Raw genomic sequence first — 26100 nt, forward strand, 5'->3', positions numbered from 1 at the left:
CCGGCCCAACGGCCTCAGATCATGTCGGCCAGGCGCCGGATCGTGTCCTGTGCCTGCTGCTCCGCACCGGCTTCCCGGTAGAGCCCGATCGCCGTCCGCAGTTCGCTACGAGCCGCGTCGGGAGCGGTTCGCCGCAGGGCCTCGGCGCGCTTGACGTGGACGTCGGCCATCCGGCGGGAGTCTCCCAGCTCGCGGTGGAGACCGATGGCGGCGTTCCAGTGGTCCATCGCGAGCGTGGTGTTCCTGGTCAGCTGTGCCAGGTCGCCCTTGCGGGTCCGGATACGCGCCTCGTTCTGGACGTCCCTGACCGGTTGTTGGGACACGAGCGTCCATGCCCGGTCCAGTAGCTCTCCGGCCTCGTCGAAGCGCCCTTCACTCATTCGTGCCTGGCCCAGCTTGCACGCCGCGTTGTAGACGGCCCGCTGGTTTTCCGGCGATGGGGTGAGGGACTCGGCGGTCTCCAGGACATCGGCGAGGAACGCGCCCGCACGGGCGAACTCCTTCCGTTCCTGGTACACGTCGCCGACCGCCTCCAGGGCGGTGAGCAGAGCCAGCGGGTGTTCCGGACGCGCGGCCCTGGCGAGGTCAAGTCCGGTCTCGGCATCCGCGAGCGCCCGATCGTACTCGGCGTCCCGCCGGTAGGCGATGGAGCGCTGCACGTATATGCGGGAAAGCCGGGCCGGCGGAAGCTCGGACGTCGGTGCGACCGCATTGATGAGGGCGGTATGCGTGTCGACCACGTCATCGAAGTGGCCGCCGAGGAACCAGAAGGCCCACAGCGCTTCACACAGCTGGAACCCCTCGCGGAAGCGCCCCTCGCGAGCCGCAAGGACAGCCATCGCCTTGACAGCCGCACGTTCGGTTCTGAGGCGTCGACGCGCCTCGTCCTTGCTCTCGAACACGACGCCATCCGGCGGCGGGGTGATTCCCTGGCCATCCAAGTCCTTGTGGAGCCACCGGCCGGGCAGCAGCACACGGTGCGCGGTCAAGGCGAGCTCGAGGTAGTAGGCGAGCAGGTCCGCGACGACATCGGAGCCCTCGGTGGCGACGCGACGGGCAATCTTGACCGTCCGGTCGGACCGGAATCGGTAGCGGGGCTCATCTGCCGGGCTATCGGCGTTCGCACGAGCCGGGGGCGGCGGAACGTTCTCCAGGATGTCGTCAGCGACCAGGCCAGCCAGCAACCGTCGTGTCTCGGCTACGTCCCGACCGGAGACCCGTGTAGCGGCTCCGAGCCCGAAGTCAGCGTCGGGGTGCCAGGCCAACTGGACACAGAAGCGGCGCGCGTCGGCGGGGAGGCCGTCGAGCAGAGCGCCATGGTCGGGCGCCATGTCCCCGTCCTCGCGTGGGTGGGTGCCGAGGATTTCCTCATGGATGACCGCGAGTCCGGACCCGCTGTGGTGATGTTCCGCGTGACGAATCCGGGTACCGATGCGAACGAGGACGTCGGGCGTTCCACCAAGGAACTCGGCAATCGCCCGCGCCATGCTTCGCTCCTGCCGCGTCCCCCATTCCACCTGCGCTCTGGCGCTAAGGAGTTCGAGCGAATGGGAGCTGGACAGCGGGCCGAGCTGGATCTCCCTTTCGTCGATGTGTCGGAACGTCGCCGTGTCCGGATCGCCGTCGTAGAGGGGGTCGAAGACACGGGACGACGCGATGATCGCGAGGCTGCCGGGGCTGACCGGAACGAAGGGGCGGATTTGGGCGAGGCTGTCGGGACCGTCAATGAGGATCGCGACGGCGTCTCGGGCATCGATCCTGTCCCGCAACCGCTTCGCCCGTTTGTCGAGGGAGGCGGGAATCTCGTCATCCGTGTCCCCCATGTCCCGCAGGAGTCGACTGATCGATTCCGGAATCCCTTGGCGTCCGGGTTCGACCTGGTAATAGCCACCGGGAAAACGCTGCGGTTCCTCGTCGTGAACGACCTTCGCGACTTTTCGGCCAAGGGCGGTGGTGCCAATCCCTCCACGGCCCCAGAGCGTGACCACCGTCGCCACGGAACCGCCGTTGTCGATGATGCACCGAATGCGCTCCAAAACCGCACACTGATTGATGTACAGGGGCGGAGCGGGAATCCGGTAGTCCACCTGGGGACTGAGCGATGGCCCCGGCTGACCGCCGATGGTGGCGTTGAGGTTGAGGATCGTGTGCGCTTGGATTCCCAGACCGCTGTTGGTGTCGATGGTGTTGCGGACTCGCTGATCAGAGGGGGAATCTACGGTGTTCTCCGCGGAAGCGGATGCGAGATCGGGATCGGTGGCGGCGTCGTTTTCCTGCCCGTCACCGCCGAGATCGTCGCCATCACGCATGAACCCCACCTCACGAGGACCGAGGAATTGTCATCGGCAGCCTATCTATTGTCCGCGGCACTGAAGGCGTATACGCGGCGCCGGTAGTAGGCGAAGGTGACGGCCGCCAACAGCGGTCCCCACGCCAGCGTTGGGGCATAGGCCGCAGCCAGCCATCCTCCGGGAGGCTCAGCGTCGAAGGGCGTGGAGGAGCCCATGAGATCGGGGCTCACCGCGCGCGCCTGCTCCGGCGTCACGAAGTGGAAGAGCCAATTGAGCAGGCCGTAGCCGGTGATCAAGGCGACAGCGAGCGTGCCGAGTACAGCGGGCACCACCGCCGCCATGACCGGGATACGCCGACCGCCCACCAGCGGGACCCACCGCGGCACCCCTTCTCCCCACGGGTACACCAGACCCAGCGTCAGCAGCCCGAGCCCCACCTCGGTCACGCTCAACATGACCGGGTACCAGCCGCCCGGCATCGCCGCCAGGTGCAGGCGCCACAGCGACGAGGGCAGCAGGCACAGCGGCACCGCATAGGCGGTCCAGAGGGCCCAGCGCGGTGGTCGGACAGCGGCATGGTCGGCGGCAGTGTTCGAGGTCGGCACATCGTCCCCCGGCGGTCGTTTCCTCGCTCCAGCTCCGGCCGCCTTGATGCGGCCGGATACGGCCCATCGTCTGCCGTTCCGCCCTGGCGCGCTTCCCTCCCATGGGGGATCCGAATCCGTCCGACGGTTGACTACAGCATCGGCATCCGCGCCGACGGTCGGCTCCGCCTAACGTGGAGGCATGCGCCTGACCGCTTTCACCGATCTCTCGCTCCGCATCGTGATGCGGCTGGCCGTCGCGGAGGACGAGCTGCTGACCACCCGGGACGTCGCGGGCATGGTCGCGATGCCCTATACCCACGCGGCCAAGGCGGTCGCGCGGTTAAGTGACATGGGGTTGGTGGAGGCCCGTCGGGGGCGCGGTGGTGGGCTGCGGTTGACCGATGCCGGGCACCGGGCGTCGGTCGGGTGGATCGCGCGGGAGTTGGAGGGTGCGGGGGACGTCGTCGGTTGTGAGGACGACCCGCCGTGCCCGCTGCGCTCTGCGTGTCGGCTGCGGACCGCGCTGCGCAGGGCCCAGGAGGCGTTCTTCGCGTCGCTCGATCCCGTGACGGTGGATTCTCTCGTGGCCTCTCCCGCCGGGGCGGTGCTGGCCACGCTCCGGGCGTCCGACCGGGGATCGACACCCGAGGAAACGGCGCCCGAATCTCGCGTGTGACCTGCTGAGTCATCGGATACTGCGCCCCGGTGCGGCGGGTTGGGCCTCCGGACTTAATATGCATCTGAAACTCCAGTTAAAGGAGTCTCGCTCCCCCTTCACTCCCTTGGAGGTCGCATGCTGTCCGCGGAATCCGCGAAGGTCGTACAGGCCACCCTGCCGGTCATCGGCGCGTCGCTCGACGCCATCACCGACCGCTTCTACTCGACGATGTTCGCCGAGCGCCCCGACCTGCTGGACGGGCTGTTCAACCGGGGCAACCAGGCCAGCGGGGAGCAGCGCCGAGCGCTGGCCGCCTCCATCGCGGGCTTCGCCACCGCGCTCCTGGACAACCCGCTGGAGCGCCCCGACGCCCTGCTCTCCCGCATCGCGCACAAGCACACCGCCGTGGGCGTCACCGACGACCAGTACATCATCGTGCACAAGTACCTGTTCGGCGCGATCGCCGACGTGCTCGGCGATGCGGTGACGCCCGAGGTCGCTGCCGCCTGGGACGACGTGTACTGGCTGATGGCCGGCGCGCTCATCGCCCAGGAGGCGCGCATCTACGCCGAGGCCGGTGCCGAGGACGGGCGCACGTGGCGCCAGTGGACCGTCGTCCGACGCACGCAGGAGACCCCCGACGTGGTCTCCTGCACGCTCCGCCCCGTGGGTGACGCCCCCGTCCCGGCGGCGCGCCCCGGCCAGTACGTCAGCGTCCGCGTCCTCCTCCCCGACGGCACGCACCAGCTGCGCCAGTACTCGCTGTCCGGCGGCACGGGCGCGGGGCTGCGGCGGATCACCGTCAAGCGCATGCGGGACGATGCGCCCCCGCCGGGCGAGGTGTCGAACCTGCTGCACGACACCGTCCGCGAGGGCGACGAGCTGACGCTGTCCGCCCCCTTCGGCGACCTCCGGCTGGAAGACGGCGAAGGGCCGGTGGTCCTCGCCTCCGCCGGGATCGGATGCACACCGATCACGGCGATGCTGCACCATCTGGCCGAGACCGAATCACAGCGCCGCGTTCTCCTCCTACACGCCGACCGGTCGGAGCGCACCCACGCCCTGCGCGTCGAGGCCGAGACTCTGATCGAGCGAATCCCCCGTGCTGAGCACGTGTTCTGGTACGAGGACGCCTCCGGCGGCCCCGCGGCGCGGCCCGGACGGATGGACCTCGGCGGCGTCACCGTTCCCCGCGACGCCGAGGCGTACCTGTGCGGCCCGCTGCCCTTCATGCGCGACGTGCGTGCCCAGCTCCTCGCCACCGGAGTATCCGCCGCGGCCGTGCACTACGAGGTGTTCGGCCCTGACCTGTGGCTCGGCACCGACTGAGCGGCTGGCCCAGGTGGGACCACCAGCGTCGAGCGGTGGCCTCGCAGGCTACGGCGCGCTCGCGAGCGCCGAGGGCCAGCGGGTTCCGGTCGTTCCGCCGGGGCGACCAGCACCGTCCCGGCGGGTGCCGGCTTTATGGGACCGGGCCGAATTTCACCGAGGCGACGATGTTCTCTCGGGACGACGAACCCGGGGGCAGCGACTGGACGTCCCTCTGGCAGGAGAGGTCAGAGTAGGCCACCGCCGCCGTGTCCGTCCTGTTGTGCACCACGCGGGCCGGGAACACCGGGAAGGCCGGCTCCCCGACCTGGATGCACCTGCCATCCGGAGGATTGCTGATGCTCTTCGTCTGCCCCGTGTTCGTGACCCAGACCAGCCGTCCCTCCGCGGCATAGGCGGGCATGGGCAGTGCTACCGCTGCGGCCATGGCGGCGGTGGCGGTGGCCAGCGCGAAACGACCAAGCATCTCTGATTCCCCCGATAGGTCGCGCTTCCGGTCACGATCGACGACCGTGCTGCCCGGCCCTTTGCCCGGAGGAGCCCGGGATCATTCGCGGCTGGCCGCTTCCGGACCGTGCCCCGACCGTCGTGGCCCCGGGAGCGCTGCGCCCGCCCCGGGGCCGGGGCGGGCGTTCGAGCGGGACCTCCTGACGGGTCCGACGGCTCAGGCCGAGACGGCCTCGATGAGGCTGAGGGGCGAGGCAGTCGGGACGATCCGATGCAGGCGCAGGTCGGCGTCGGCGAGGAGGGTCGCGAACTGCTCCTCGGTTCGTTCGCGGCCGTTGACCAGGGTGAGCATGGAGAAGTCCATGGTCTTGCCGGGGTGGGGGGTGTCGCCAGGCGGGATCACCTGCTCGATGATCAGGACCCGGCCGTCGGGGGCCATGGCGTTGCGGCATCCGCGCAGGATCGTGGCGGCCTGGTCGTCGGGCCAGTCGTGGAGGATCCACTTCAGCAGGTACAGGTCGCCGTCCTCCGGGGCCGTGTGGAAGAAATCGCCGCCGACGACGCTGCAGCGGTCGGCGAGGCCTTCGGCGCGGAGCTTCTCCTGGGCGGCCTCGGCGACGTGCGGGGCATCGAAAACCACGCCCCGGCTGTCGGGGGTGCTGCGCAGGATGGCGCTGAGCAGGGAGCCGTTACCGCCGCCCACGTCGACGATTCGGCGGGCATAGGAGAAGTCGTAGGCGTCGAGCACGGCGCGGAGCATCGGCCGGCTCATCTCCCGCATGGCGGCGTTGAAGAGGTCACCGTGCTCGGGGTGGCCGGCCAGGTAGTCGAAGAAGGACGTGCCGAACGTCGTGGGGAAGGTCGCCTCCCCGGTGCGCACGCTGTGCAGGGAGTCCAGGAACACCTGGGCAGTGGCTCCGCCGAATGCCAGCGTGGCGTGGACGCTGTAGGGGTGGTCGGAGCGCAGCGGCGCGCCCAGGTCGGTGAGGGCGAAGCAGCCGGGGTCGGTCTCGGTGAACACCCCGCGGGCGGCGAGCATGCGCAGCATGCGGTACAGCGCGTCGGTGTGGGTGTCGGTGGCTGTGGCGAGGTCGGCGGCGGTGCGGGGGCCGTCGGCGAGGAGGTCGCCGATCCTCAGCTCCGCGGCGATCTGCAGCGCGCGGGCGTGGATGAGCTGCTCGTGCATCTCCAGCAGGCGGACGGCGGCCTCCGACGGCTCCGCCTGCCCCTGCCGCTGGGCCTGCTCAGGCTGCTCCACCTGGTCGGTCTGCTCAGCGGGCAACTGCTGTCCTCCTTGACGTGGTGTCCGGCGGCGTCGTCGCGTTCACGTTGGGGTTCGCGGTGGTGCTCGGCCTCACTTGGTGCCCACGGCCATGGATTCGGGTCCGGCCAGGTGTTCGACGTAGCAGTCGCGGAATCCGGCCTCGGCCATCCAGCCGAGGCAGTCGGCGCCGGTGTAGTCGAATCCGCCGGGGCTTTCCACGAGCATGTGCAGGCTCATCAGCAGCGCGAAGGTGTTGTGTCGGCGCTCGTCGTCGATGAGTGCCTCGTAGACCACGACGCGCCCGCCCTCCGGCAGCGCCTCGTAGGCCTTGCGGAGCAGCATGCGCTTGGTGTCCAGGTCCCAGTCGTGGAGGGTGTGGCCGAGCACGATGACGTCGGCCTGGGGCAGCGGGTCGGTGAAGAAGTCGCCCGGCTGGAAGGACATGCGGTCGCCGACCCCGGTTTCGGTGGCCGTCTCGTCGAAGTACGGTGCCACCGCCGCCAGGTCGAAGCCGGTACCGGTGAGGTGCCCGTGCCGCCGCAGGAGGCGGCTGATCAGCGCTCCTTCGGCGCAGCCGATGTCGGCGACGGTGCGGTACCGGCTCCACGGGATCTTGTCGATGATGGCGGCGATGCTGCCGGTTGAGCCGCCCGTCATGGCGCGCTGGAAGAGGCGGGTGCGCTCAGGGTCGGCGTAGAGCGCCTCGAAGGGGTCGCCCATCCCCCCGTTGACATTGTCCTGGGGCTCTCCGCTGCGCAGCGCCTCGCTCAGGCGCCCCCAGGGTTCGTACCACTGTTGGGAGGCGACCTCCAGCAGCCCGCCGATGTAGGAGTCGGTCTTGGCCCGGTCCAGGAAGGTGTCGGTGGACGGCAGGTTGCGGTAGCGGCCGTCCTCACGCTCCAGCAGTCCCAGGGAGACCAGGGTGTCCAGGAAGTCGCGCAGGCCGCGCCCGTGCAGGCCGAGGCGGGCGCGCAGCTGTTCGGCCTCCAGTGGTCCGGCGGCCAGCTCGGTGAACAGTCCCAGTTCGACGGCGGTCTGCAGCACCCTGGCCGACCAGAACCCGAGTCCGGCCTCGATGATCTGGCCGGGCGAGTCGAGCGGTGCGCGGCGCGGAGATCCGGACGGCTCGACGATGCGGCGCACGTCGTGGGTGTCGTGGAGGTCCTCGAAGTGCGTCACCTTGCCGTCGGCCACCCGCCAGGAGTGCACCATCCGGACCGTGCCCGACACGCCGCTGCGGGCGCCGCGCATGTGCAGGACGCCGAGCACCACGACCCGGTCGCCGGATTCCAGGAACTCCCAGGGTTCCTGGCGGAGTTCGCTGAAGACGGTGCGTGCGCGGGCCATGAACGCCCGCACCTCGTCGAGGCCCTTCTTCGTGCCGCCGAGGCCGTAGTCCGCCATGCCGTCGGGGTGGGTCCAGGTGACGTCGGGGTGGAACACGGACAGTGCGGCGTCGATGTCGCCGCGCTGGAACGCAGCATAGGAGGTGCGGATGAGATCGGTGTTGGTGGACACGCTGGCCTTCCTTGGGGGCGGGTGGGGGCGATCCGGGTCGGACGGGCGAGGTGCGGGGCGGTGGTCAGCGGCGGTCAGCCGTTCGCGGGGGTGACGGTGATGTCCGGCAGGTGGGCCTCGAGGGTGCGCCGCAGGCCGCTGCGCCAGTCGACCTGGCAGTCGCCGATCAGGGCGCGGCGCCGGGTGTTGTCGAAGGCGTGTGTGCCGCGGGTGACGTCGCTGGATTCGAACCGCGCCTTGGTGCCGGTGATGTCGGCGAGGTGGGTGAGCATGTCCTGGACGCCGACGATGTCGTCGCCGCCCCAGTTCACGACGCGGGCGGGGGCGGTGGCCGCGTCCCACAGCAGCGGGACCTGCCGGGTGATGTCGTCGGTGTGGATGGGGTTGCAGTAGTTCTGGCCGTCGCGGGGGACCTCGATCGGTTCTCCGGCGAGCAGGCGGCGGAACAGCAGGATGGGGACGCCGCCGTGGCCGTGCGGGCCGTAGGCGACGTTGAGCCGGGCGATGGTGGTGGGCAGGCCGAGCGTCGTGGCGAACGCGCGGACGGTGCCCTCCACGGCGAGCTTGCCCACGGCGTAGGTGGGCAGCCAGGGCGTCTGGCCGCCCAGGGGGTCGGTCTCGGTGTGCGGGTGGTCGAGCTCCTGACGGGCGTAGATCGCGCCGGTGGAGACGTAGAGGAAGGCCGTGGCGCGGCGGCAGTGGGTCATGAGCCGCCCGGTGGCCGCGCAATTGATTTCCAGGGCGGCGTCGAAGTCGGTGCCGTCGCCGCGGTGGGCGGCGGCGTGCAGTACGTGGGTGAAGTCGTCGGGGAGGCCGTCGAGTGTGTCGGTGGCCATGTCCCACCGCCAGGTGCGGATGCCGCGTGCCAGGAGCTCGTGTTCGACGTCGGGGTCGCTGAACCGGGCCAGGCACCACACCTCGTTGTCATGCGCCAGGCTCTCGGCCACTTCGCGGGCCACCTGGCCGGTCGCCCCGGTGATGAGGATCTTCTTCGTCGTGGGCACGTGCGCCTCCTGCGTCGCCGGACTGTGGGGTCGCCGGTCCCGGTTCCCGGAGGGGCCGGGACCGGCGACCCCAGAATCATAGGATCATCGGTTATTGCGTCGGGGTGGTCAGCCCCCGTTCAGCGTCCGGTCCAGCTCATCGCGCAGAATCGCCTGGAACGAGGCGACGTGCTCGGGCCCCATGAGGGTGTAGTGCTCACCGGGGACATCGATGTAGCGGTTCTCCTCCCGCGCGAAGTCGTCCCAGACGCGGAGCTGGTTGTTCAGCCAGTCCTCCTTGGTCCCGCGCAGCGGGATGGCGTAGAAGACGCTGAGCGACCGCACGTCACCGCTGGGCTCATAGGTCGCGCCCAGCCGCACCAGCGACTGGGCGAGATCGACCCAGTTGCCGAACTTCTCGACATCGAGGTCGAGTTCGGCGAGCCGCCTCGGGGGCGCGATATCGATGAGGTACTCCAGCTGCTGCCGGCGGGTGAGGCCGTCGCGCAGCAGCCCCGGCAGTTCGAGGGACTGCTCCTTGGTGATCAGCGACAGGAAGAACGCCAGGTTGACCGCGCCCTCGACGAAGTCGAGCTCGTGCATGCGGTCCTGAACGTGCGGCGGAAGGTTGAAGATCCCCACGAAGTCGACCCGCTCGCCCTGGGACTCCAGCGCCTTGGCGATCTCGAAGGCGACGATCCCGCCGTAGGAGTACCCGGCGATGGCGTACGGACCGGTGGGCTGTTCGGCGCGGATGGCGGTGACGTAGCACTCGACCATCTCGTCGAAGGTGGAGAAGTAGTCCTCGCCCGCGCCGAAGCCGCGGGCGCGCAGCGCGTAGAAGGGGCGTTCGTTGACGAAGTACTTGGCGAGGTTGACGAACACCAGGACCTCGCCGACTCCGGGGTGCACGCAGAACAGCGGGGTCTTGTCCCCGCTGAGCTGCAGGGGCACCAGCGGGTCGTAGGCCGCGTTCCCGCCCTGAGCGCCTGACGCGCCCTCGGGGACCTCGGTGCAACCGACCCGCACGGCCAGCTCGCGGATGGTCGGGGCGCGCAGGATCTGCACGACGGGGACGTCGCTCAGGCCGAAGGTGCGCTCGATGTGGCTCTTCAACCGGAGGATGTCCAGCGACGTGCCGCCGAGGTCGAAGAAGCTCGCCGTGGCGCTGATCTCGGCCGGGTGGGCGTCGAACATCTCGGCGTAGATCTCGGCGAGCGCGATCTCGGCGTCATTACTCGGGGCCGTGTAGCCGCCGAGCTGGCGGGTGATGAGGTCGGCGACGCTGGCCTCGGCCTCGGCGAACTCCCCGGCTTCCAGGCGTTTGCGCAGCTGGGAGCGTTGAATCTTGCCGAGGCTCGTCTTGGGGATCGCCGACGTGGGCAGCGGGAGGATGAGCGAGGGGCGGAACCCCCAGTGCATCACGGCGCTGCTGCGGATGGCGACGAGCAGGCGGTAGAGCTCGGCCTCGCCCTCCTCCGCCGCCGCGTCGGCCTCGCGCCGCAGCGGGATGCCGTGCGGGGAGAAGAGGATGGCGAGCTGCTCGGTGTCGCTGCCCGGTGGGCGGATGGGGAACGCGGCGACATACGACTTCTCCACCCCGTCGAGGCGCTCCAGCACCGTCTCCAGGTCGTGGCTGAAATAGTTGACGCCGTTGACGATGATGCTGTCCTTGCTGCGGCCGACCAGGGTCAGCCGCCCGTCGTCGAGTCGGCCGCGGTCGCCGGTGCGGAACCACCCGCCCGGGGCGAAGGCCGCGCACGTCGCCTCCTCGTTGTTGAGGTAGCCGCCGAAGACCATCGGGCCGCGTACGTGCAGCTCGCCCTCCGCGCCGTCGGGCAGCGGCTCCTCGTCGTCTCCGACGACACGCATCTCCAGCCCCGCGACGGCGTGGCCGAGGGAGGCGAACTCCTGGCCCTCGTCGGCGTCGGGGAAGTCGAGGGAGAAGACGCTTCCGGCGCAGGTCTCGGTCATCCCGAACCCCGGGGCGACGACACCGCGGTCCAGCCCGAAGGGGGCGAGCCGGTCGAGGAACGCCCGCACCGTGGCGCAGACGGTGGCCTCGCCGCCGGAGATGATGCGGCGCAGCGCGGACAGGTCGAGGGTGAAGTCGTCGTCCTGCCGGTCCAGCGCACGGTTGATCTGGGCGAAGAGGAAGTTGGGGGTGAAGGTGAGGGTGATCCGGTGGGCGTCGGCGAGGAGAAGGAAGCGCAGCGGGTCGCCGAGGACGGCCTCAGGGGCGACCTGGAGCTGGGTGGCGCCGACGCTCATCGGGAGCAGGTGCATCTCGATGGCGGAGATGTGGTCGAAGGAGATCCAGTTCATCGGGGTGTCGCGCGCCGTGGTCCCCAGGCGCTCCGCCTTCGCGGGCAGGGCGGCCAGCAGGTTGGCGTGCGAGAGCCGCACGGCCTTGGGGTGGCCGGTCGAGCCGGACGTGAGCATGAGCAGGGCGGTGTCGTCACGATCCGCGCGGTGGTATGCGCTTTCCGGAGTGGCTGCCGAAAGCTCCTCCAGGCAGCGCACGGTCAGCTCCGCGACGCCGGGCGCCTGGGGCAGGTCGTCGCGCAGGCCCTTGGTGGTCAGCCACAGGGGCTGCTCTAGGAGCGCGTCGACGTGCCGCAGCTGCTCGGTCCACCGGGCGGTGTCGGCGCCCTGCGGGCGCAGCGGGCAGGGGACGAAGCCGCCGAGCACACACGCCCAGAAGGCGGGGACGTAGTCGTCGGGCCGCTCCAGCAGGAGGACGACGTTGTCGCGGGGGCGCAGGCCGGCGGCGCGCAGTCCGCCCAGCAGGCGGGAGGCCTCGGTGAGGAGGGCGGGGTAGGACTGGTGGACGGACTCGCCCGGGGCGTCGGCCGCGGGGTATCGGACCCCGGCACGCGGCCAGTGCTCGGCGGCGTGGACGAGGAGGTCAGCGATCGTGCGGAAGGACGTCCAGGGTGGTGCGTCGGCGAAGGGCGCCACACCGAGTCCGATGTCGGACGCGGAAGGAGTGGCCCCCGTATCGGCATTTCTTTGAAAGGAAAACTGATAAGACATCGTTCTTCTCCCCGTGGTCGTGTCTCATCTTCCGCTCCAGTATTCGGACCCCGTGTTGGCAATAGGTGGCCATGATCGGCTGCGATGCAAGCGCCGCCATCCGGATGACGATTCAACGATCATTAGCTCCGTGAAAGCGCACGGCGAGACATTCGACCTTCTCCGATCCAGCGTCAAAACACCAGCGCAATCACCCTGGAACACCAGCCGAAGATGCCATTGAACCCCGCTGCCCAGGCATTTTTAATAACCTCCTGGAATCCGGGTTCAAGGGCAACACACGCGCGAGATCAACTCAATGTGCCGTGTCTCACACCCCGATTGTCTACGGCGCTTATCCTGCGCCGATCCGGATGGTTGACACAGAACTGGAGGCACGGAGTCACATCGCCATGAGCCGGGTGATCAAAGCGGCGGCCGAGAGCACCAGCAAGACCGCCGAGGGCGCCATCCGCTGCACGGGATCCCGCTTGGTGACGTGGAAACCGAGCGCCAGAACCATGAGCACCACCAGACCCACCGTGGCGGCGACACCGAGCCATACGGCCCACGCGATTCCCAACCACTCCCCCGCGATCCCGACGATCAGGCCGACGCCTCCGAGGACTTCGAACACCCCGGTCAGCCGCATTATCCGCAGGTCGAGCCCGAGGCCGACCGTCTGGTCCACAGCAGTTTTCAGCGCCAGCGCCTTTGGTACACCGACGGCCAGCACCGCCACGGCGAGGAGAATGGCCAGGACCATGGCAGCGATCAGCACGCACGCCTCCCATATTCTTGATCAGGAATCCAAAGATGCGAGGACCATGATGAGTGACACCACGCACTTGACGAAAGACGGAAAATCCGTGTTCCTAACGAACACCGATGTTTCCCACCAGGTCCCGGGGCATGGGGGGCGCTGCAATGTCCGCGATGTCCTCGACCGCATCGGGGACAGGTGGAGCGTTCTGGTGATCACGATGCTGGGGGACGGCCCCCTCCGCTATTCGGAACTGCGTCGCAGGATCGACACCGTCTCCCAGCGGATGCTGACGCTGACGCTGCGGAACCTGGAACGCGACGGCCTGGTCACGCGCACGGTGACCCCCCAGACACCGCCCCGGGTCGACTACGCCCTGACGGAGGCCGGGTCCACGCTGTGCGAGCGACTGTCTCCCCTGATCGACTGGGCGGAGGAGAACCACCCCCACATCGCCGCCAGCCGTGAACGCTACGACAGCGCACTGAAGGCTGAAGGACGGTAGCTGAGACGGTGACGGCCCCCAGGCGGCCACGGCCTGGGGGCCGACCAACCGAATCCGGCAATGTCCTCATCATCGGGCCCACATCGCCCCGGTTCGGTGGTGAGGCCGCGGGTGCGGTATCTGTAGGCAGGGCTCAGCTGTGGCCGACACGGCCCGCCCCCGATTCGAAAGCGATCCGGATGAGAAGACTCGCGCCCTGCGCGCTCATGTTGATCTTGGCGCTCACCGCCTGCGGCGGCGATTCCGACAAGGCCACGGAGAAGCCCGCCGATTCTCGGCCTGATTCGCAGCCGGAGACCGGCGTCGAGGACGAGAACAAGGCGGCGGCCCGCACCGCGGCCGAGGACTTTCTTGAAGCGCTGCGCACCGGCGACGGCGAGGTGGGCTGCGCGCTCATCGACGAGGAGGCGCACGCCTCGGTGACGCTCACCACGATGAACACGCAGGCCGCCACCATGGAAGAGGAGTGCGAGCCCGCCTTCCCCACCTACGCCGAGGGTTTCGTCGGCGCCGACGTCGCGAAGATCGGTGGGATTGAGATGGGCACCGACACGCGGGGCGAGACCCCGATCGCCACCGTCGACCTCGTCTATTCCGATGAGGTCGAGGGTGACACCGCCGACGACCTGCTCTTCTGGCTGATGGACGACGGCGAGTGGCGCATTCGCACGGTCCCCTTCGGCGGGCTCACAGGCTGACGGGGATCGTGCTCCACCTGTCGGGTCGCGGCACCGACGGCAACGGGGCCGGTGGCGCGGCCCGAGCACCCGATCGAGGGCTTCTGGCTCCCCGGCGGCCTGCAGGGCTCGCATCCCCTCGGCTGGAACGAGTGCTTCGCCCACCAAGCCCACGACATCCTCGGCCTGGCCTCGGGCGAACTCACCGAGTCCGTCGCCGCGACGTTCGAGGACGGCTACCGGGTCGCCGAGATCGTCGACGCCACCCAGTCCTCGGCCGATGCGAGGTCTGCGGTAAAGGTTCCCTTCCGCTCGTAGCGGGGAACCAGGGGAGCCACGGGTGCGGGGAGAGACGGCTTCTGAGAAGGATCGCCGTGCGGGCGCCTCCGGCCCCAAGGGGCCGGGCCGGAGGCGCCCGTGGCGCGGCTCTTCATCGGCCGTGGCACCGACCGCCGCCCTCTCCCCGCGCTTCTCGTCCCCTCTTCACCGAACGCATGGCGGCGGGCGAGGCCGAGAGCTGGGGGTCAGGCGCTCTTGTCGGTCTCGTCTTCCTCGTCGGGCATGCTCGCCTGCAGCCGCCGCGTGGCCCGGTCCATGTGCGCGGTCATCGCCGCCCGCGCCGCCTCCGCATCCCCCCGCTCGACAGCCTGCAGGATCGGTTCGTGCATGGCCAGGGAGGTCTCGGTCTCCCCGGCGGTGCGGATGACGCGGGAGGCCCATGCCCGCAGCAGCGAGCGCACGCTACTGAGCACGCTGGCCAGCGTGGTGTTCCCGCTCATCTCGGCCAGCTGGCGGTGGAAGGCGATGTCGGCCTCGACATAGGCCTCGAAGTCGTCACTGGCACTGCGCATCTTCTCGGCGATCGCACGCAGCTCCTCCAGCTGCTCCTCGGTCCGACGCTCCGCCGCCCACCCGGTCAGCTGCACTTCCAGGTAGTAGCGGGCTTCGAGGAGATCGTCCAGGCGTTTCTCGCCCAGCAACAGGCCCCACTCGATCACCTGGGGCAGCAGGTCCGAACTCGACCGGCTCAGGTAGGTCCCGTCCCCGACCCGCTGTTCCAGCAGGCCCAGCAGGCTCAGGGACTTGATGGCCTCGCGCACCGTGGACCGGCCGGCCGACAACGCTTCGGCCAACTGGCGCTCCGACGGAATGCGCTGCCCCGGCCTCACCTCACCGGACAACAGGTACTCCAGCAGCCTGCGGGTGAGTTCGACACCCGGGCCCTCACGTCGTGTGCCCGACGACTGCGGCAACGGGATAGCCATGTGACCCCCAGGGAGAGCAGTGGTGGACCGGTCACCCAATTTTACAGCATGAGCGGACGACCACCGAGGCGGCGGATGGATCCCATCACAATCCACCGTCCATAGCCGCCGAGATGGAACACCGTATCGGCGGTCACTCCAGTACGACCAGCATCAGTCCCACGCTGGTCGAACGCTTGGCGGCGTCGGGCCACCGGCGCGACGGGCTTCGGGGACCTCGCATGGCGTCAGCATCGCATGCAAGGGTGCGGCTCTCATGGGCCCAGGAGGTCGCGGTTTGTCCCCTGAATAGCTAACGGCTTCGCACGCCCTAAACCTCGGCAAGCCACATTGGCCGTATCCGGCCAACGCCTCCGACGTGCGATCTAGACCGAACGTTGACACCCGAACAGACCGTGATCACGCGGCACGTATTTGCCCAGTTCGATTGATCGATCATTGTCCGAATAGTCACGTCCGGTGATCATCTTTCGTCCCATCCTCCAAATGCGCTCATTTGCGTAACTTTCTCCACCCCTAGCGCTTTCGTCGCAAGATGTTCTAGATTTCCCGACTGTTCACCAGGTTTCTGCTGAACAGCACCGGTCGCCGCGCGTCCCACAAGGTCCGCTGCGACCAGGAATCCGGGCTCTGCCCTGGCAATCCGGGGCTCGGTTTCCGAATGATTTCCCCCTTATGAAAGGGCAGAAAATTGTCAACATCCCCCACAGTCCGCACCATCGGCGGAACCGTCCTGGCCCTTGGGCTGACGTTCGCCGTGGCACCGGCGGCGCACGCCGCTCCTGAGCCGCCGGTCGCCTCCCCCGAACAGCTCGACGCGATGCAGCGCGACCTCGGCCTCACCAAAGCCGGAGCCGTCGATCTCATCGAATCCGAGACCGAAGCGCAGGCCGTCGAAAAGAAGCTGCGCAAGGCCCTCGGCGACGACTTCGGCGGCGCCCTCTTCGACATCGAGGACCAGGAACTCACCGTCCAGGTGACCGACACCAAAGCGGTGAAGAAGGTCAAGGCCGCCGGTGCCGAGGCCGAGGTCGTCGAACACGGCGAGGCCGAACTCGACAGGGTCATGGACGCGCTCGACGACAGCGAAGAGGCCGCCGACGCTGCCATCGCCGGGTGGCGCGTGGATCCGGCCAGCGACGCCGTGGTCGTGACCGTCGCCAAGGGCGAGGCCGCCGAAGCCGAGGACTTCATCGCCGACGCCGGAGTGGACGCCGACGCGGTGAAGATCGAGGAGAGCTCCGAGAACCCGCGGACCTACGCCGACCTCATCGGCGGAAACCCGTACTACTTCCAAGACGGCGGTTCGTGGTACGTCTGCTCCGTGGGCATCCCGGTCGTGGGCGGGTATGTCACGGCCGGCCACTGCGGTGACGCGGGCAGCTCCACCTGGGAGCGGCCCAACAACAGCACCCAGATCGGCACCGTGGTCCAGTCCAACTTCCCCGGCCAGGACTCCGGCTTCGTGCGGGTGACCAACTCCAGCTTCACTGCGGTCCCGCAGATCAACGACTACTCGGGTGGCACGGTGGACGTCACCGGTTCGGCCGAGGCCTCGGTCGGCGCTTCCGTCTGCCGTTCCGGCCAGACCACCGGCTGGCACTGCGGCACCATCCAGTCCAAGAACCAGACGGTGCGCTACCCCGAGGGCACGGTGCGCGGCCTGACCCGCACCAACGTCTGCGCCGAAGGCGGCGACTCGGGCGGCTCCTGGGTCAGCGGTACCCAGGCGCAGGGCGTCACCTCTGGCGGCTCGGGCAACTGCACCTGGGGCGGCACCACGTACTTCCAGCCGCTCAACCCGATCCTGAACCAGTGGAACCTGAACCTGCTCACCCGCTGATGGGCTGAGGCGCTCCCGGGGAGGCCCCCTCCTCGTTCTCCCTCCTCGGGTCCGCCGCTCCCAACAGCGTCCCCGGCCGACCGGTGCACCACCCTCCGCACCGGTCGGCTTCACTCTGTCCGGCCTGCCGTGACCGGGGAACAGCGGTCCCGCCTGCGGGGCCGGGGTCAGCTCCCGGTTCCCTCCGCCAACTCCTGGATGCCGCCGAGGTTCGCCTCCATGGCGGAGCGCAGCTGGTCGAGTCGGTAGGCCACGATCCGCTCCTCGTTCTCGGGGTCGCGCTCAACGGCGAGGTCGATCCCGGACGGCGCGGGGCCGAGGCGGACGGACTGGCTCAACCGGGTACCTCCGTTCTCCGAGTGAGCGTGTAGCGCCAGGTGGCCATCGGCAGCTCGATATCGGTGACCAGGTCCCACACCCCGCCCGACCCCGCCTCGATGTGCACATCGGCGTGCGCGCCACGCCTGTCCACTGAACGCATCCCGTCCCCTCTCGACCGGGGCAGGCTAGTGCGCGCGTGGCGTCGGCTCTCGCTTCCGCCCTACCACTGTGGGCGGGCGTCATCCGAGCCGCACTCGTATCCGCGAGGACGGCCGGGGAATCGGACCTCGATCAGTGGGGCTGTGCGCGGTCGCCTTCGTTCTCGCGGCTTACTTGGTGGGCCTGCAAGTCGATCCCAACAGAGTGTCTACCGCTCGTCCGGGTCGTTTCCGGGCTTCCATTTGATGCCGCAGCCGAGGCTCGGTGTCTGCGGTTCGGGCACCGGCTTGCCCGCCAGCAGCGCGTCCAGTGCGGCCCGCAGGCTCGCGCCGTCGGCCGGGAGGTCGTTGCCGGGACGGGCGGCGTCGAACTCGCCGCGGTAGGCCAGGCGGCGCTGGGCGTCGTAGACGAAGAAGTCGGGGGTGCAGGCCGCGCGGTAGGCCAGGGCGACCTCCTGGGTCTCGTCGACGAGGTAGGGGAAGGTGAGCCCGGCGCGCTCGGCCTGCTCGGCGAGGTGGCCGGCGGCGTCGTCGGGGTAGTTGACGACGTCGTTGCTGCAGATCGCGACGGCGGCGACGCCCCGGTCCCGGTTCTCGGCGGTCACCGTTCCGATGCCCTGCTCGATCCTGCGCACGTAGGGGCAGTGGTTGGACAGGAACATCACGACCAGGGCCGGGGCGCCGTCGAAGTCGCCGAGCGACACCGTGCCCCCGCCGACAGCGGGGAGCGTGAAGTCCGGAGCGGGGGTACCGAGGTCGACCATGTAGGAGTTCGTGGCTGCCATGGCGGCAGTCTCGCATATGCCGCGGGTCACAGCGCAGAGACGAGCCGAGCGGTGGTCGGCCGACATGCGCCGGGAGGGGAGCCACCGGCGCGGACCGCGACACAGGGGCGGCAACGGGCGCCGGTACTCCACGGATAAACGAGGTCCCGACGTTTTCCATTGGACCGTTTTCCATCAAATGAATGATCAAGAGCCACCACCCCTCTAGGCAAGCGGCAAGCCAACGAATAGAACTTTCGACCGCGCGTGACGAACGCCACTGCATATGGCTTTGATGAAGCTTGGGCGAATTCCCGCCAATCCAGCCACCGACACTGCAAAAGATTCAAATATTGATCTTGTTCCATCTGGCCACCCGGGTTAGTCCAGAGCACTTATTAATATCTTCACTACCATCTTGAGCTGGGCGTACATGGGGACCACTCCGAGCGTTACACGCATTTAACAAATCTCTCGCGGATGATCTTGCAGGCCCCTGGAAAAACACATCACTGACAGGTACTTTCCTGTTACCGCTCGCGTTTGATTTCCGTGGGCCTGCGCGGCCGCACTTCTCGATCACCCTCGCTGAGAAGGCGGCACGCGAATGAACGGCGCACCCCCTGCTGCATATTCACTTCTGACGGAGTAACGGCCATGCTCGCATCAACGACGCTGTATGACCTGTGCCGGAACCGCGCCGAGACGCGGCCCGAGACGACTGCCTTCGGCTTTCTGTCCGAGGGCGATATCACCGCGGACATCACCTATCAGGGCCTGGACGCCGCCGCGCGCGTCATCGCGGCCGGCCTGCGCCCTCTCGCACAGCCCGGGGACCGGGCGCTGCTTCTCTATGAGCCGGGCCTGGACTTCATCACCGCCTTCTACGGCTGCCTGTATGCCGGGCTCATCCCCGCGCCGGTCCCCCCACCCAACACCCGCAAGACCGGCCAGGCGGTCGCCCGGATCGCCGCCATCGCCGCCTCGGCCGGGACCTCCCTGCTGCTGTCCACCAGCGGCCTGCTCGCACGGCTGGCCGTTCCCCTCGGCGCGGACAGCGGTGCGCACGCCACCGCCATCACCCCGCTGGCCACCGACCGGCTCACCGCCGACCCCGACGACTGGCGGCCGCCCCGGCCCCGCCCAGAGGACGCCGCCTACCTGCAGTTCTCCTCAGGATCGACCGGCGCGCCCAAGGGCACGGTGATCACCCACTCCGCCGCCCTGCACAACCTCGACCAGATCAGCCGTACTCTCCGCCTCGACCCAGAGCAAGCGCTGGTCAGCTGGTTGCCCATGCACCACGACACCGGCCTGGTCGCCGGTGCGCTGACACCCCTCTACGACGGCTTCCCCGCCTGGCTCATGTCGCCGTTGGAGTTCATCCAGCGGCCCGCCTCCTGGCTGTCGGCGATATCGAAGCTGTCGGCGACCGGCACGGTCGCCCCCGACTTCGGATACGAGCTGTGTGCGCGCCGGGTCAACGAACGCCAGCGCGCCGACCTCGACCTCTCCGGCCTTCGCCTGGCGCTGAGCGGCGCCGAACCCATCCGCCCCACCACCATCGAGCGGTTCTCCCGGACCTTCGAGCCGTGCGGATTCCGCACCACCGCCTTCTTCCCCTGCTACGGCCTGGCCGAGGCCACCCTGCTGGTCAGCGGCGGACCGGCGGATACGGGGGCGCAGACGCTCGTCTGCGACACCGAGGCGCTCGCGCGCCACGACGTCGTCCCCGTCCCGCCCGGCGCGCCGGGGTCGCGCACCCTGGTGGCGTGCGGCCCGGTGGTCCCCGGCGTCGACCTGGTGATCGTCGACCCCGCCACCGCCCGCCCCTGTCCTCCCGGCCGCGTCGGGGAGATCTGGCTCAGCGGCCCCAACGTCGGCAGCGGCTACTACAACGACCCCGAGCGCACCGCCGAGACGTTCGGTGCCACGCTCGCCGAGGCCCCCGAGCGCACCTATCTGCGCACCGGCGACCTCGGCTTCCTCCACGACGGCCTGCTCTACATCACCGGCCGGATCAAGGACGTGCTCATCGTCGACGGCCGCAACCTCTACGCCCAGGACCTCGAACTCACCATCCGCGAGAGCGACCCGGCGTTGGACACCCACGCGTGCGCGGTGTTCCCCATCGACGACGGCACCCGCGAGGAGATCGTCGCCGTCGTCGAGGTCGACCCCGATGACGGGATGAGCGAGGACCGGCTGGCCAAGATCGTGCGGGAGGCGGTCGGTGCCGAGCACGGCGTGCAGCTCGGCCGCGTCCTGGCCCTGCGGCCCGGCAGCATCCCCCTCACCTCCAGCGGCAAGGTGCAGCGTTTCGCCTGCCGCGACGCCGTCCTCGACGGCACGTTCGACTCCGCCCGCACCACCGCGCTCACCCGCGTCCAGGAGGAGGTCTAGCAACCATGGCCGACGACACCACCGGCCCGACACCGCCGCCGGACGCGGCGCGGATCCGGGCCTGGCTGACCGAACGGGTCGCCGACCTCAGCGGCATCCCACCGCGGGACGTGGACCCACGCGACACATGGCAGAGCTACGGCATGGCCTCGGCCGACGCCGTGAGCCTCTCGGGCGAGCTGGAGGAGTGGCTGCAGCGCCCGCTGCCTCCCACGCTGGTCTACGAACACCCCACGATCGACGCGCTGGTCGCCTACCTCACCGCCCCGGAGGGCGACTCCGCCCCGCCCGCGGTCGAGGCGGCCACGGCGCCGCGACCGGTCGCGACCGCCGCCGCTGGTGGCGGCGGCGACGCTGCCGACCCGGTGTGCGTGGTGGGCATCGGCTGCCGCTTCCCGGGCGGGGCACACGGCCCCGACGGCTACTGGGACCTGCTGGCGGGCGGCCGCCACGCGGCCCGCGAGGTGCCGCGCGAGCGGTGGGACGCGAGCGCCTACTTCGACCCCGACCCGGACCGTCCCGGCGGCGCCTACACCCGCCACGGCGCGTTCCTCGACGACGATGACGCTGCCGGGTTCGACGCCGGCCTGTTCGGCATATCGCCCGGTGAGGCGCTGCGGATGGACCCGCAGCAGCGGCTGGTGCTGGAGGTCGCCTGGGAGGCGCTGGAGCACGCCGGGATCGCGGTGGACGGGCTGCGCGGCAGCCGCACCGGCATGTTCCTCGGCATGATGGACACCGGACAGTACTCCCAGCTCCAGCTCGATCAGGACGGGCGCGCGTGCCTGGACGACCCGAACTTCGGGATCGGCGCGGCACCCAGCGTGGCCGCTGGACGCCTGTCCTACCTGCTGGACCTGCGGGGGCCGACGCTCAGCGTGGACACCGCGTGCTCGTCCTCGCTGGTCGGCCTGCACCTGGCCGCCCAGGCCCTGCGCCAGGGCGAGTGCGACCTCGCCCTGGCCGCGGGCGTCAGCGCGCTGGCGCACCCCGACGGAATGGTCCAGGCGTGCCGGATGCGCATGCTCGCCGCCGACGGGCGCTGCAAGACCTTCGACGAGACGGCCGACGGCTTTCTCATGGGCGAGGGCTGCGGCGTCGTGGTCCTGGAGCGGCTCAGCTCCGCGCGCGCCAACGGCCACCGCGTGCTGGCGGTGCTGCGCGGCTCCGCGGTCAACCAGGACGGCCGCAGCAACGGGCTCACCGCACCGAACAAGCAGGCCCAGACCGAGGTGATCCGCGCGGCACTGGCGACGGCCGGGACCGCGCCCGGCGACGTCGACTACGTGGAGGCGCACGGCTCGGGTACCCGGCTGGGCGACTCCCTGGAGATCGAGGGCCTGGCCGAGGCGTTCGGCCCGCGGCCCGCCGAACGGCAGCCGCTGGTCGTGGGCGCGGTCAAGACCAACGTCGGCCACCTGCTGGGCGCGGCGGGCATGGCCGGGCTGATCAAGGCGGTGCTCGTGCTCCAGCACGGGGAGGTCCCGCGCAACCTGCACCTGGAGCGGCCGATCCCGGCGGTGAAGGACGCCGCAGCCACCCTGGTGCTGCCCGAGGACCCCCTGCCGCTGCCCGATGACGGCGGCCCGCGTGTGGCCGGGGTGAGCTCGTTCGGGTGGTCGGGGACCAACGCCCACGCGGTACTGGAACAGGCGCCCTCCACCGGGTCCGCAGCTGTGTCCGAGGCCGAGCAGCACCATCCGCACCTGCTCACTCTGTCGGCGGCCTCGGACTCCGCGCTCGCCGCGGCAGCCGGACGACTCGCCGATCACCTGGGCTCCGCCGAGAGCGGCGGCAGCACCCCCGCCATCGGCGATGTCGCCCACACGCTGCGCACCGGCCGCAGCGCGCTGGACCACCGCCGCGCCCTGGTCGTCCGCGACACCGGCGACGCGCGCGCCGCCCTGGCCGACCTGGCCCAGCAGGCGGAAGGCGGCGTCGGCATCGGCGTGCGGGCCCGAGCGGCGGCGCCGGTGGTGTTCATGTTCCCCGGCGTCGGCGACCAGTACGCCGGAATGGGGCGGGGCCTCTACGAGCGCTTCGAGGCGTTCAGCGCGGCGGTGGACGAGTGCGCCGAGATCCTGCGGGCGCCGCTCGGCCGGGACATCCGCGACCTGGTCTTCACCGACACCGGGGAGCGCGAGGGCACCGGGTCGCCGCCCGGCGGCATGGACCTGCGCGCCCTCATGGGCCGTGCCCAGGCCGATGCCCCGAGCTCCCCGCTGCACCGCACCGATATCGCCCACCCGGCCGTGTTCGTGACCGAGTACGCGCTGGCCCGGCTGTGGATGAGCCAGGGGGTACGCCCCTCGGCGCTGATCGGCTACAGCCTGGGCGAGTACGTCGCGGCCTGCCTGTCGGGCGTGTTCTCCCTGCACGACGCGCTGCACCTGGTCGCCGAGCGCGCCCGGCTGATCCAGGAGACCGCCGCGGGCGCCATGGTCGCGGTGGCGGCGCCGGAGGAGCAGGTCCGGGCCATGCTGTGGCCCGGCCTGTCGGTGGCGGCGGTGAACGGTCCGGCGATGACGGTGGTGAGCGGCGCGTCCGCGGACGTCGCCCAGTTCGAGGCGCAACTCAACAGCGTCGCCCGTCAGCGGGTGCGGACCACCCACGCCTTCCACTGCGACCTGCTGGCTCCCGTGGCCGAGCGGTTGGAGGAGGTCGTGCGGGGCGTGCCGCGCTCCGCCCCGCGGATTCCGTTCGCCGCCAACCTCACCGGCGTCTGGATCACGGACGCGGAGGCGCGCGACCCGGGCTACTGGGCCGCGCACACGTGCTCGACCGTCCGGTTCGCCGACGGTCTGGCGACCGTGGGCGAGGGCGTCGCGCCGGTCCTGGTGGAGGTGGGGCCGGGGCAGACGCTGTCCGGGTTGGCGATGCAGGTGCTGCGCGACGGCGCCGCCACGGTCGCCTCGATGCGCCCCGAGCACCAACCCGACGACGACGCGGAGGTGCTGCTGCGCGCGGCCGGGCGGCTGTGGGAGCAGGGGGTCGAGCTGGACAGCCGGGGCCCGGCCGGTCGGCTCGTGCCGCTGCCCACCTACGCCTTCCAGCACACCCGCTACTGGCCGTCCCCCGTCGACGGCGGGGACCGTCCCCGGGGCGCGCCTGCCCGCCCGGCGGTCCGGCCCGAGGGCAAGCTGCCCGACCTCGCCGACTGGTGCCACTCCCCCGTATGGGAGCAGACCCCGGCTCCCCGCCCGCCGCGCCCGGCCGAGCCCGAGGTGTGGCTGCTGTTCGCCGACGCCGACGGCGTGTGTGACGGCGTGGCGGCGTGGCTGACGTCGACGGGCACGGGCACCCCGGTCGTGGTCCAGCCCCGCACTGGCGACGCCCCGGGGACGGAGGCGGCCACCGGTGCCGGTCCCACCCCCGCACCGCTGTCCATCGACCCCGGCTCGGCCGAGGCCTATGCCGACCTGGTGCGGGAGGTCACCGAGCGGCACGGCCCGGTGCGCCGGATCGTGCACGCCTGGTCCCTGCGCGAGCAGCGGACCGGCCGGGCGGGTGCCCCCGCCGCGATGGCGGCAGGACCGCACAGCCTGGTGTTCCTCGCCCAGGCGCTGGGGCGGACCATGCCGGGCGCGCCGGTGGAGCTCGTCGCGTTGACGGCCAACGCCCTGGCGGTGACCGGCGACGACGGCCGCCACCCGGAGCGCGCGACCGCGCTCGGCGTGTGCCGCTCCATCGACCTGGAGTACCCGAGCGTCCGCGCGCGGGTGGTCGACCTCGACCTGTGCGAGCCGTGGGACATCCCGGAGTCGGCCCAGCGCCTGGGCCGGGAGGTCGCGCTCGCCGACTCCGCCGAGGTCATCGCCTATCGGGGCCGCCGCCGGTGGACCCGGGGGTGGAAGCACACGCCCGTCCCGGCCGCCGAGCCCGGCGAGGTGTGGCGCGAGCGCGGCAGCTACCTGATCACCGGCGGGCTGGGCGGGCTGGGGCTCGCCCTGGCCGAACACCTGGCGCGCACGGTGGCCGCCCGGCTGACCCTGGTCGGCCGCACACCGCTGCCCGCGCGCGACCACTGGCCGGAGCTGCTGGCCTCCGAGGACACACCGCCGGAGGTGCGCCGCAGGCTCCAGGGCATCTGTGACCTGGAAGCGGCCGGTGCCGAGGTGGTGGCGCTGGCCGCCGACGTCGCCGACCCCGACCAGGCCCGGTCCGTCGTGGCCGCCGCCCGCGAGCGCTTCGGAACCGTACACGGCGTCGTCCACGCCGCCGGTGTGCCCGGAGAAGGCCTGGTCCAGGCCAAGACGACCGAGCAGATGGACCGGGTGCTGCGGCCCAAGGTCGCCGGCACCCTCGCGCTGGCCGAGGCTCTGGCGGAGCAGGAGCAGCCGCCCGACTTCATCGCGCTGTACTCCTCGGCCACCGCCATCCTCGGCGGCTTGGGCGAGAGCGACTACTGCGCGGCCAACGCGTTCCTCGACGCCTACGCCCAGGCGGCACCGCCGGGATGCCGGGTGGTGGCGATCGACTGGGGTCCGTGGCGCTGGGACACCTGGCAGGCGGCCGTGCTCGCCGACCGCCCCGAGGGACTCGCGGCCGTCGAGCAGCTGCGCGAGCGCTACGGGATCACCTTCGACGAGGGCCACGACCTGCTGCCACGGATCCTCGCGGCCGACACGGCCCAGGCCCTGGTCATCCCGCAGGCCATGGAGGCGGCCGCGGAACAGTGGGCGGGCCTGGCGGAACTGCCCGGGGAGAGCGCCGTCCCGCTGCAGCGCTATCCGCGGCCGCAGCTGCGCACGCCCTACGTCGCCCCGCGCACCCCGACCGAGGAGCGCGTCGCCGGCCTGTGGCAGGACCGCCTCGGTATCGACCGGGTGGGGATCGACGACCCGTTCCTCGACCTCGGCGGCAACTCCCTGGTCGGCCTGGCCATCGTGGCCGCGATCGAGAAGGAGACGGGCGTGCGGCTGTCTGCGGCGGCTCTGCTGGAGGCACCGACGGTGCGCGGCCTCGCCGGTCTCGTCGAGGGCGACCCGCCCGACGGCGCGACCGCCACGGAGGAGCTGGACGCCGATGCCGAACGCGGCCGGATGCGCCGCCAGCGCCTGCTGCGCCGCGCGAACCGGGGGGAGGCGTCCTAATGCCGGTGTCACGCCACGGCAGTGGCCGTCGGCGGGGGGTAGCGGCACCGAACGCCGCCGAACCGCGCCCACGGCACGCCGCCCCGACGGAGGACCGATGCCAACACGGTCCGGGCACGCGGCGTACGCCCGGCCCCCGTGCGCTCGCGGGACCAGCGGGCCTCCACTCGGCAGCAGACCCTGAGCAGAGCGGAGCCGGTGAGCCCGCGGTGACGG

Annotated in this window: 20 protein-coding genes; 8 read left to right on the top strand and 12 right to left on the bottom strand. The window is 70.5% G+C overall.

The annotated features are described in order from the left end of the window. Positions 1–14: 14 nt before the first annotated feature. Positions 15–2309, bottom strand: coding sequence for a tetratricopeptide repeat protein (locus CDO52_RS16460; protein ID WP_017617802.1), 2295 nt, complete (start codon positions 2307–2309; stop codon positions 15–17). Positions 2310–2350: 41 nt separating this feature from the next. Further along, a complete protein-coding gene (locus CDO52_RS16465) occupies positions 2351–2896 on the bottom strand; it encodes a hypothetical protein (RefSeq protein ID WP_017617803.1) in 546 nt (181 codons plus the stop codon). 181 nt (positions 2897–3077) lie between these two features. On the opposite strand from CDO52_RS16465, the gene CDO52_RS16470 reads away from it, so the two are divergent. Both CDO52_RS16470 and CDO52_RS16475 read left to right on the top strand, forming a co-directional pair. Next, positions 3078–3554, top strand: coding sequence for an RrF2 family transcriptional regulator (locus CDO52_RS16470; protein ID WP_017617804.1), 477 nt, complete (start codon positions 3078–3080; stop codon positions 3552–3554). A 117-nt stretch (positions 3555–3671) separates the two neighbouring features. Then, the gene (locus CDO52_RS16475; RefSeq protein ID WP_017617805.1) at positions 3672–4865 is read left to right on the top strand and encodes a globin domain-containing protein; all 1194 of its coding nucleotides are present in this window, start codon (positions 3672–3674) and stop codon (positions 4863–4865) included. A 133-nt stretch (positions 4866–4998) separates the two neighbouring features. Here CDO52_RS16475 and CDO52_RS16480 read toward each other — a convergent pair whose 3' ends face one another. From CDO52_RS16480 to CDO52_RS16505, 6 genes are all read right to left on the bottom strand, one after another. After that, entirely contained in the window at positions 4999–5331 is a 333-nt protein-coding gene (locus CDO52_RS16480; RefSeq protein WP_017617806.1) for a hypothetical protein, read from the bottom strand. A 198-nt stretch (positions 5332–5529) separates the two neighbouring features. After that, positions 5530–6594, bottom strand: a complete 1065-nt coding sequence (locus CDO52_RS16485) for a methyltransferase (protein WP_017617807.1) — start codon at positions 6592–6594, stop codon at positions 5530–5532. A gap of 72 nt (positions 6595–6666) precedes the next feature. After that, positions 6667–8094: a methyltransferase gene (locus tag CDO52_RS16490; protein ID WP_017617808.1), complete on the bottom strand. Its 1428-nt coding sequence runs from the start codon at positions 8092–8094 to the stop codon at positions 6667–6669. Between the two features lie 74 nt (positions 8095–8168). After that, positions 8169–9098, bottom strand: a complete 930-nt coding sequence (locus CDO52_RS16495) for an NAD-dependent epimerase/dehydratase family protein (RefSeq protein WP_017617809.1) — start codon at positions 9096–9098, stop codon at positions 8169–8171. A 108-nt stretch (positions 9099–9206) separates the two neighbouring features. Beyond that, positions 9207–12038 carry a non-ribosomal peptide synthetase gene (locus CDO52_RS16500; RefSeq protein ID WP_017617810.1) on the bottom strand — a complete coding sequence of 944 codons (2832 nt, stop codon included), beginning with the start codon at positions 12036–12038 and terminating at the stop codon, positions 9207–9209. A 457-nt stretch (positions 12039–12495) separates the two neighbouring features. Continuing rightward, positions 12496–12873 (bottom strand): DoxX family protein, encoded by a 378-nt coding sequence (locus CDO52_RS16505; RefSeq protein ID WP_017617811.1) that lies wholly within the window; start codon positions 12871–12873, stop codon positions 12496–12498. Between the two features lie 49 nt (positions 12874–12922). Here CDO52_RS16505 and CDO52_RS16510 point away from each other — a divergent pair, with 49 nt between their 5' ends. From CDO52_RS16510 to CDO52_RS16520, 3 genes are all read left to right on the top strand, one after another. Then, a complete protein-coding gene (locus tag CDO52_RS16510; protein WP_083919767.1) occupies positions 12923–13360 on the top strand; it encodes a winged helix-turn-helix transcriptional regulator in 438 nt (145 codons plus the stop codon). Positions 13361–13539: 179 nt separating this feature from the next. Continuing rightward, positions 13540–14058 carry a hypothetical protein gene (locus tag CDO52_RS16515; RefSeq protein ID WP_193373656.1) on the top strand — a complete coding sequence of 173 codons (519 nt, stop codon included), beginning with the start codon at positions 13540–13542 and terminating at the stop codon, positions 14056–14058. A gap of 51 nt (positions 14059–14109) precedes the next feature. After that, entirely contained in the window at positions 14110–14355 is a 246-nt protein-coding gene (locus CDO52_RS16520) for a hypothetical protein (RefSeq protein WP_017617814.1), read from the top strand. A gap of 206 nt (positions 14356–14561) precedes the next feature. Here CDO52_RS16520 and CDO52_RS16525 read toward each other — a convergent pair whose 3' ends face one another. Beyond that, on the bottom strand, positions 14562–15302 hold the full coding sequence (locus tag CDO52_RS16525; RefSeq protein WP_051060678.1) for a FadR/GntR family transcriptional regulator: 741 nt from the start codon (positions 15300–15302) through the stop codon (positions 14562–14564). 691 nt (positions 15303–15993) lie between these two features. Between CDO52_RS16525 and CDO52_RS16530 the strand changes: the two genes are divergently transcribed. Continuing rightward, positions 15994–17145 (top strand): S1 family peptidase, encoded by a 1152-nt coding sequence (locus CDO52_RS16530; RefSeq protein ID WP_026125632.1) that lies wholly within the window; start codon positions 15994–15996, stop codon positions 17143–17145. A 167-nt stretch (positions 17146–17312) separates the two neighbouring features. On the opposite strand, the gene CDO52_RS27600 is transcribed toward CDO52_RS16530, so the two are convergent. From CDO52_RS27600 to CDO52_RS16535, 3 genes are all read right to left on the bottom strand, one after another. After that, on the bottom strand, positions 17313–17483 hold the full coding sequence (locus tag CDO52_RS27600) for a hypothetical protein (protein WP_017617817.1): 171 nt from the start codon (positions 17481–17483) through the stop codon (positions 17313–17315). Continuing rightward, entirely contained in the window at positions 17480–17626 is a 147-nt protein-coding gene (locus CDO52_RS27605; RefSeq protein WP_157745610.1) for a hypothetical protein, read from the bottom strand. Before CDO52_RS27605 ends, CDO52_RS27600 begins: the two co-directional genes overlap by 4 nt. A 207-nt stretch (positions 17627–17833) precedes the next feature. Further along, positions 17834–18409: a thioredoxin family protein gene (locus CDO52_RS16535; protein WP_017617819.1), complete on the bottom strand. Its 576-nt coding sequence runs from the start codon at positions 18407–18409 to the stop codon at positions 17834–17836. Positions 18410–19045: 636 nt separating this feature from the next. On the opposite strand from CDO52_RS16535, the gene CDO52_RS16540 reads away from it, so the two are divergent. After that, positions 19046–20791, top strand: coding sequence for a fatty acyl-AMP ligase (locus CDO52_RS16540; RefSeq protein ID WP_017617820.1), 1746 nt, complete (start codon positions 19046–19048; stop codon positions 20789–20791). 5 nt (positions 20792–20796) lie between these two features. After that, a complete protein-coding gene (locus tag CDO52_RS29125; protein ID WP_094932508.1) occupies positions 20797–25884 on the top strand; it encodes a type I polyketide synthase in 5088 nt (1695 codons plus the stop codon). Positions 25885–26100 lie beyond the last annotated feature (216 nt).

The sequence above is a fragment of the Nocardiopsis gilva YIM 90087 genome (assembly GCF_002263495.1).
In the GTDB taxonomy this organism is placed as follows: domain Bacteria; phylum Actinomycetota; class Actinomycetes; order Streptosporangiales; family Streptosporangiaceae; genus Nocardiopsis_C; species Nocardiopsis_C gilva.

Bases quoted from the DNA above. Each gene is read 5' to 3' on its own strand.
- CDO52_RS16510 (WP_083919767.1), top strand. From the start codon at position 12,923: ATGAGTGACACCACGCACTTGACGAAAGACGGAAAATCCGTGTTCCTA.
- CDO52_RS16480 (WP_017617806.1), bottom strand. From the start codon at position 5,331: ATGCTTGGTCGTTTCGCGCTGGCCACCGCCACCGCCGCCATGGCCGCA.
- CDO52_RS16525 (WP_051060678.1), bottom strand. From the start codon at position 15,302: ATGGCTATCCCGTTGCCGCAGTCGTCGGGCACACGACGTGAGGGCCCG.
- CDO52_RS16535 (WP_017617819.1), bottom strand. From the start codon at position 18,409: ATGGCAGCCACGAACTCCTACATGGTCGACCTCGGTACCCCCGCTCCG.
- CDO52_RS16540 (WP_017617820.1), top strand. From the start codon at position 19,046: ATGCTCGCATCAACGACGCTGTATGACCTGTGCCGGAACCGCGCCGAG.
- CDO52_RS29125 (WP_094932508.1), top strand. From the start codon at position 20,797: ATGGCCGACGACACCACCGGCCCGACACCGCCGCCGGACGCGGCGCGG.
- CDO52_RS16515 (WP_193373656.1), top strand. From the start codon at position 13,540: ATGAGAAGACTCGCGCCCTGCGCGCTCATGTTGATCTTGGCGCTCACC.
- CDO52_RS27605 (WP_157745610.1), bottom strand. From the start codon at position 17,626: ATGCGTTCAGTGGACAGGCGTGGCGCGCACGCCGATGTGCACATCGAG.
- CDO52_RS16475 (WP_017617805.1), top strand. From the start codon at position 3,672: ATGCTGTCCGCGGAATCCGCGAAGGTCGTACAGGCCACCCTGCCGGTC.
- CDO52_RS16470 (WP_017617804.1), top strand. From the start codon at position 3,078: ATGCGCCTGACCGCTTTCACCGATCTCTCGCTCCGCATCGTGATGCGG.
- CDO52_RS16460 (WP_017617802.1), bottom strand. From the start codon at position 2,309: ATGCGTGATGGCGACGATCTCGGCGGTGACGGGCAGGAAAACGACGCC.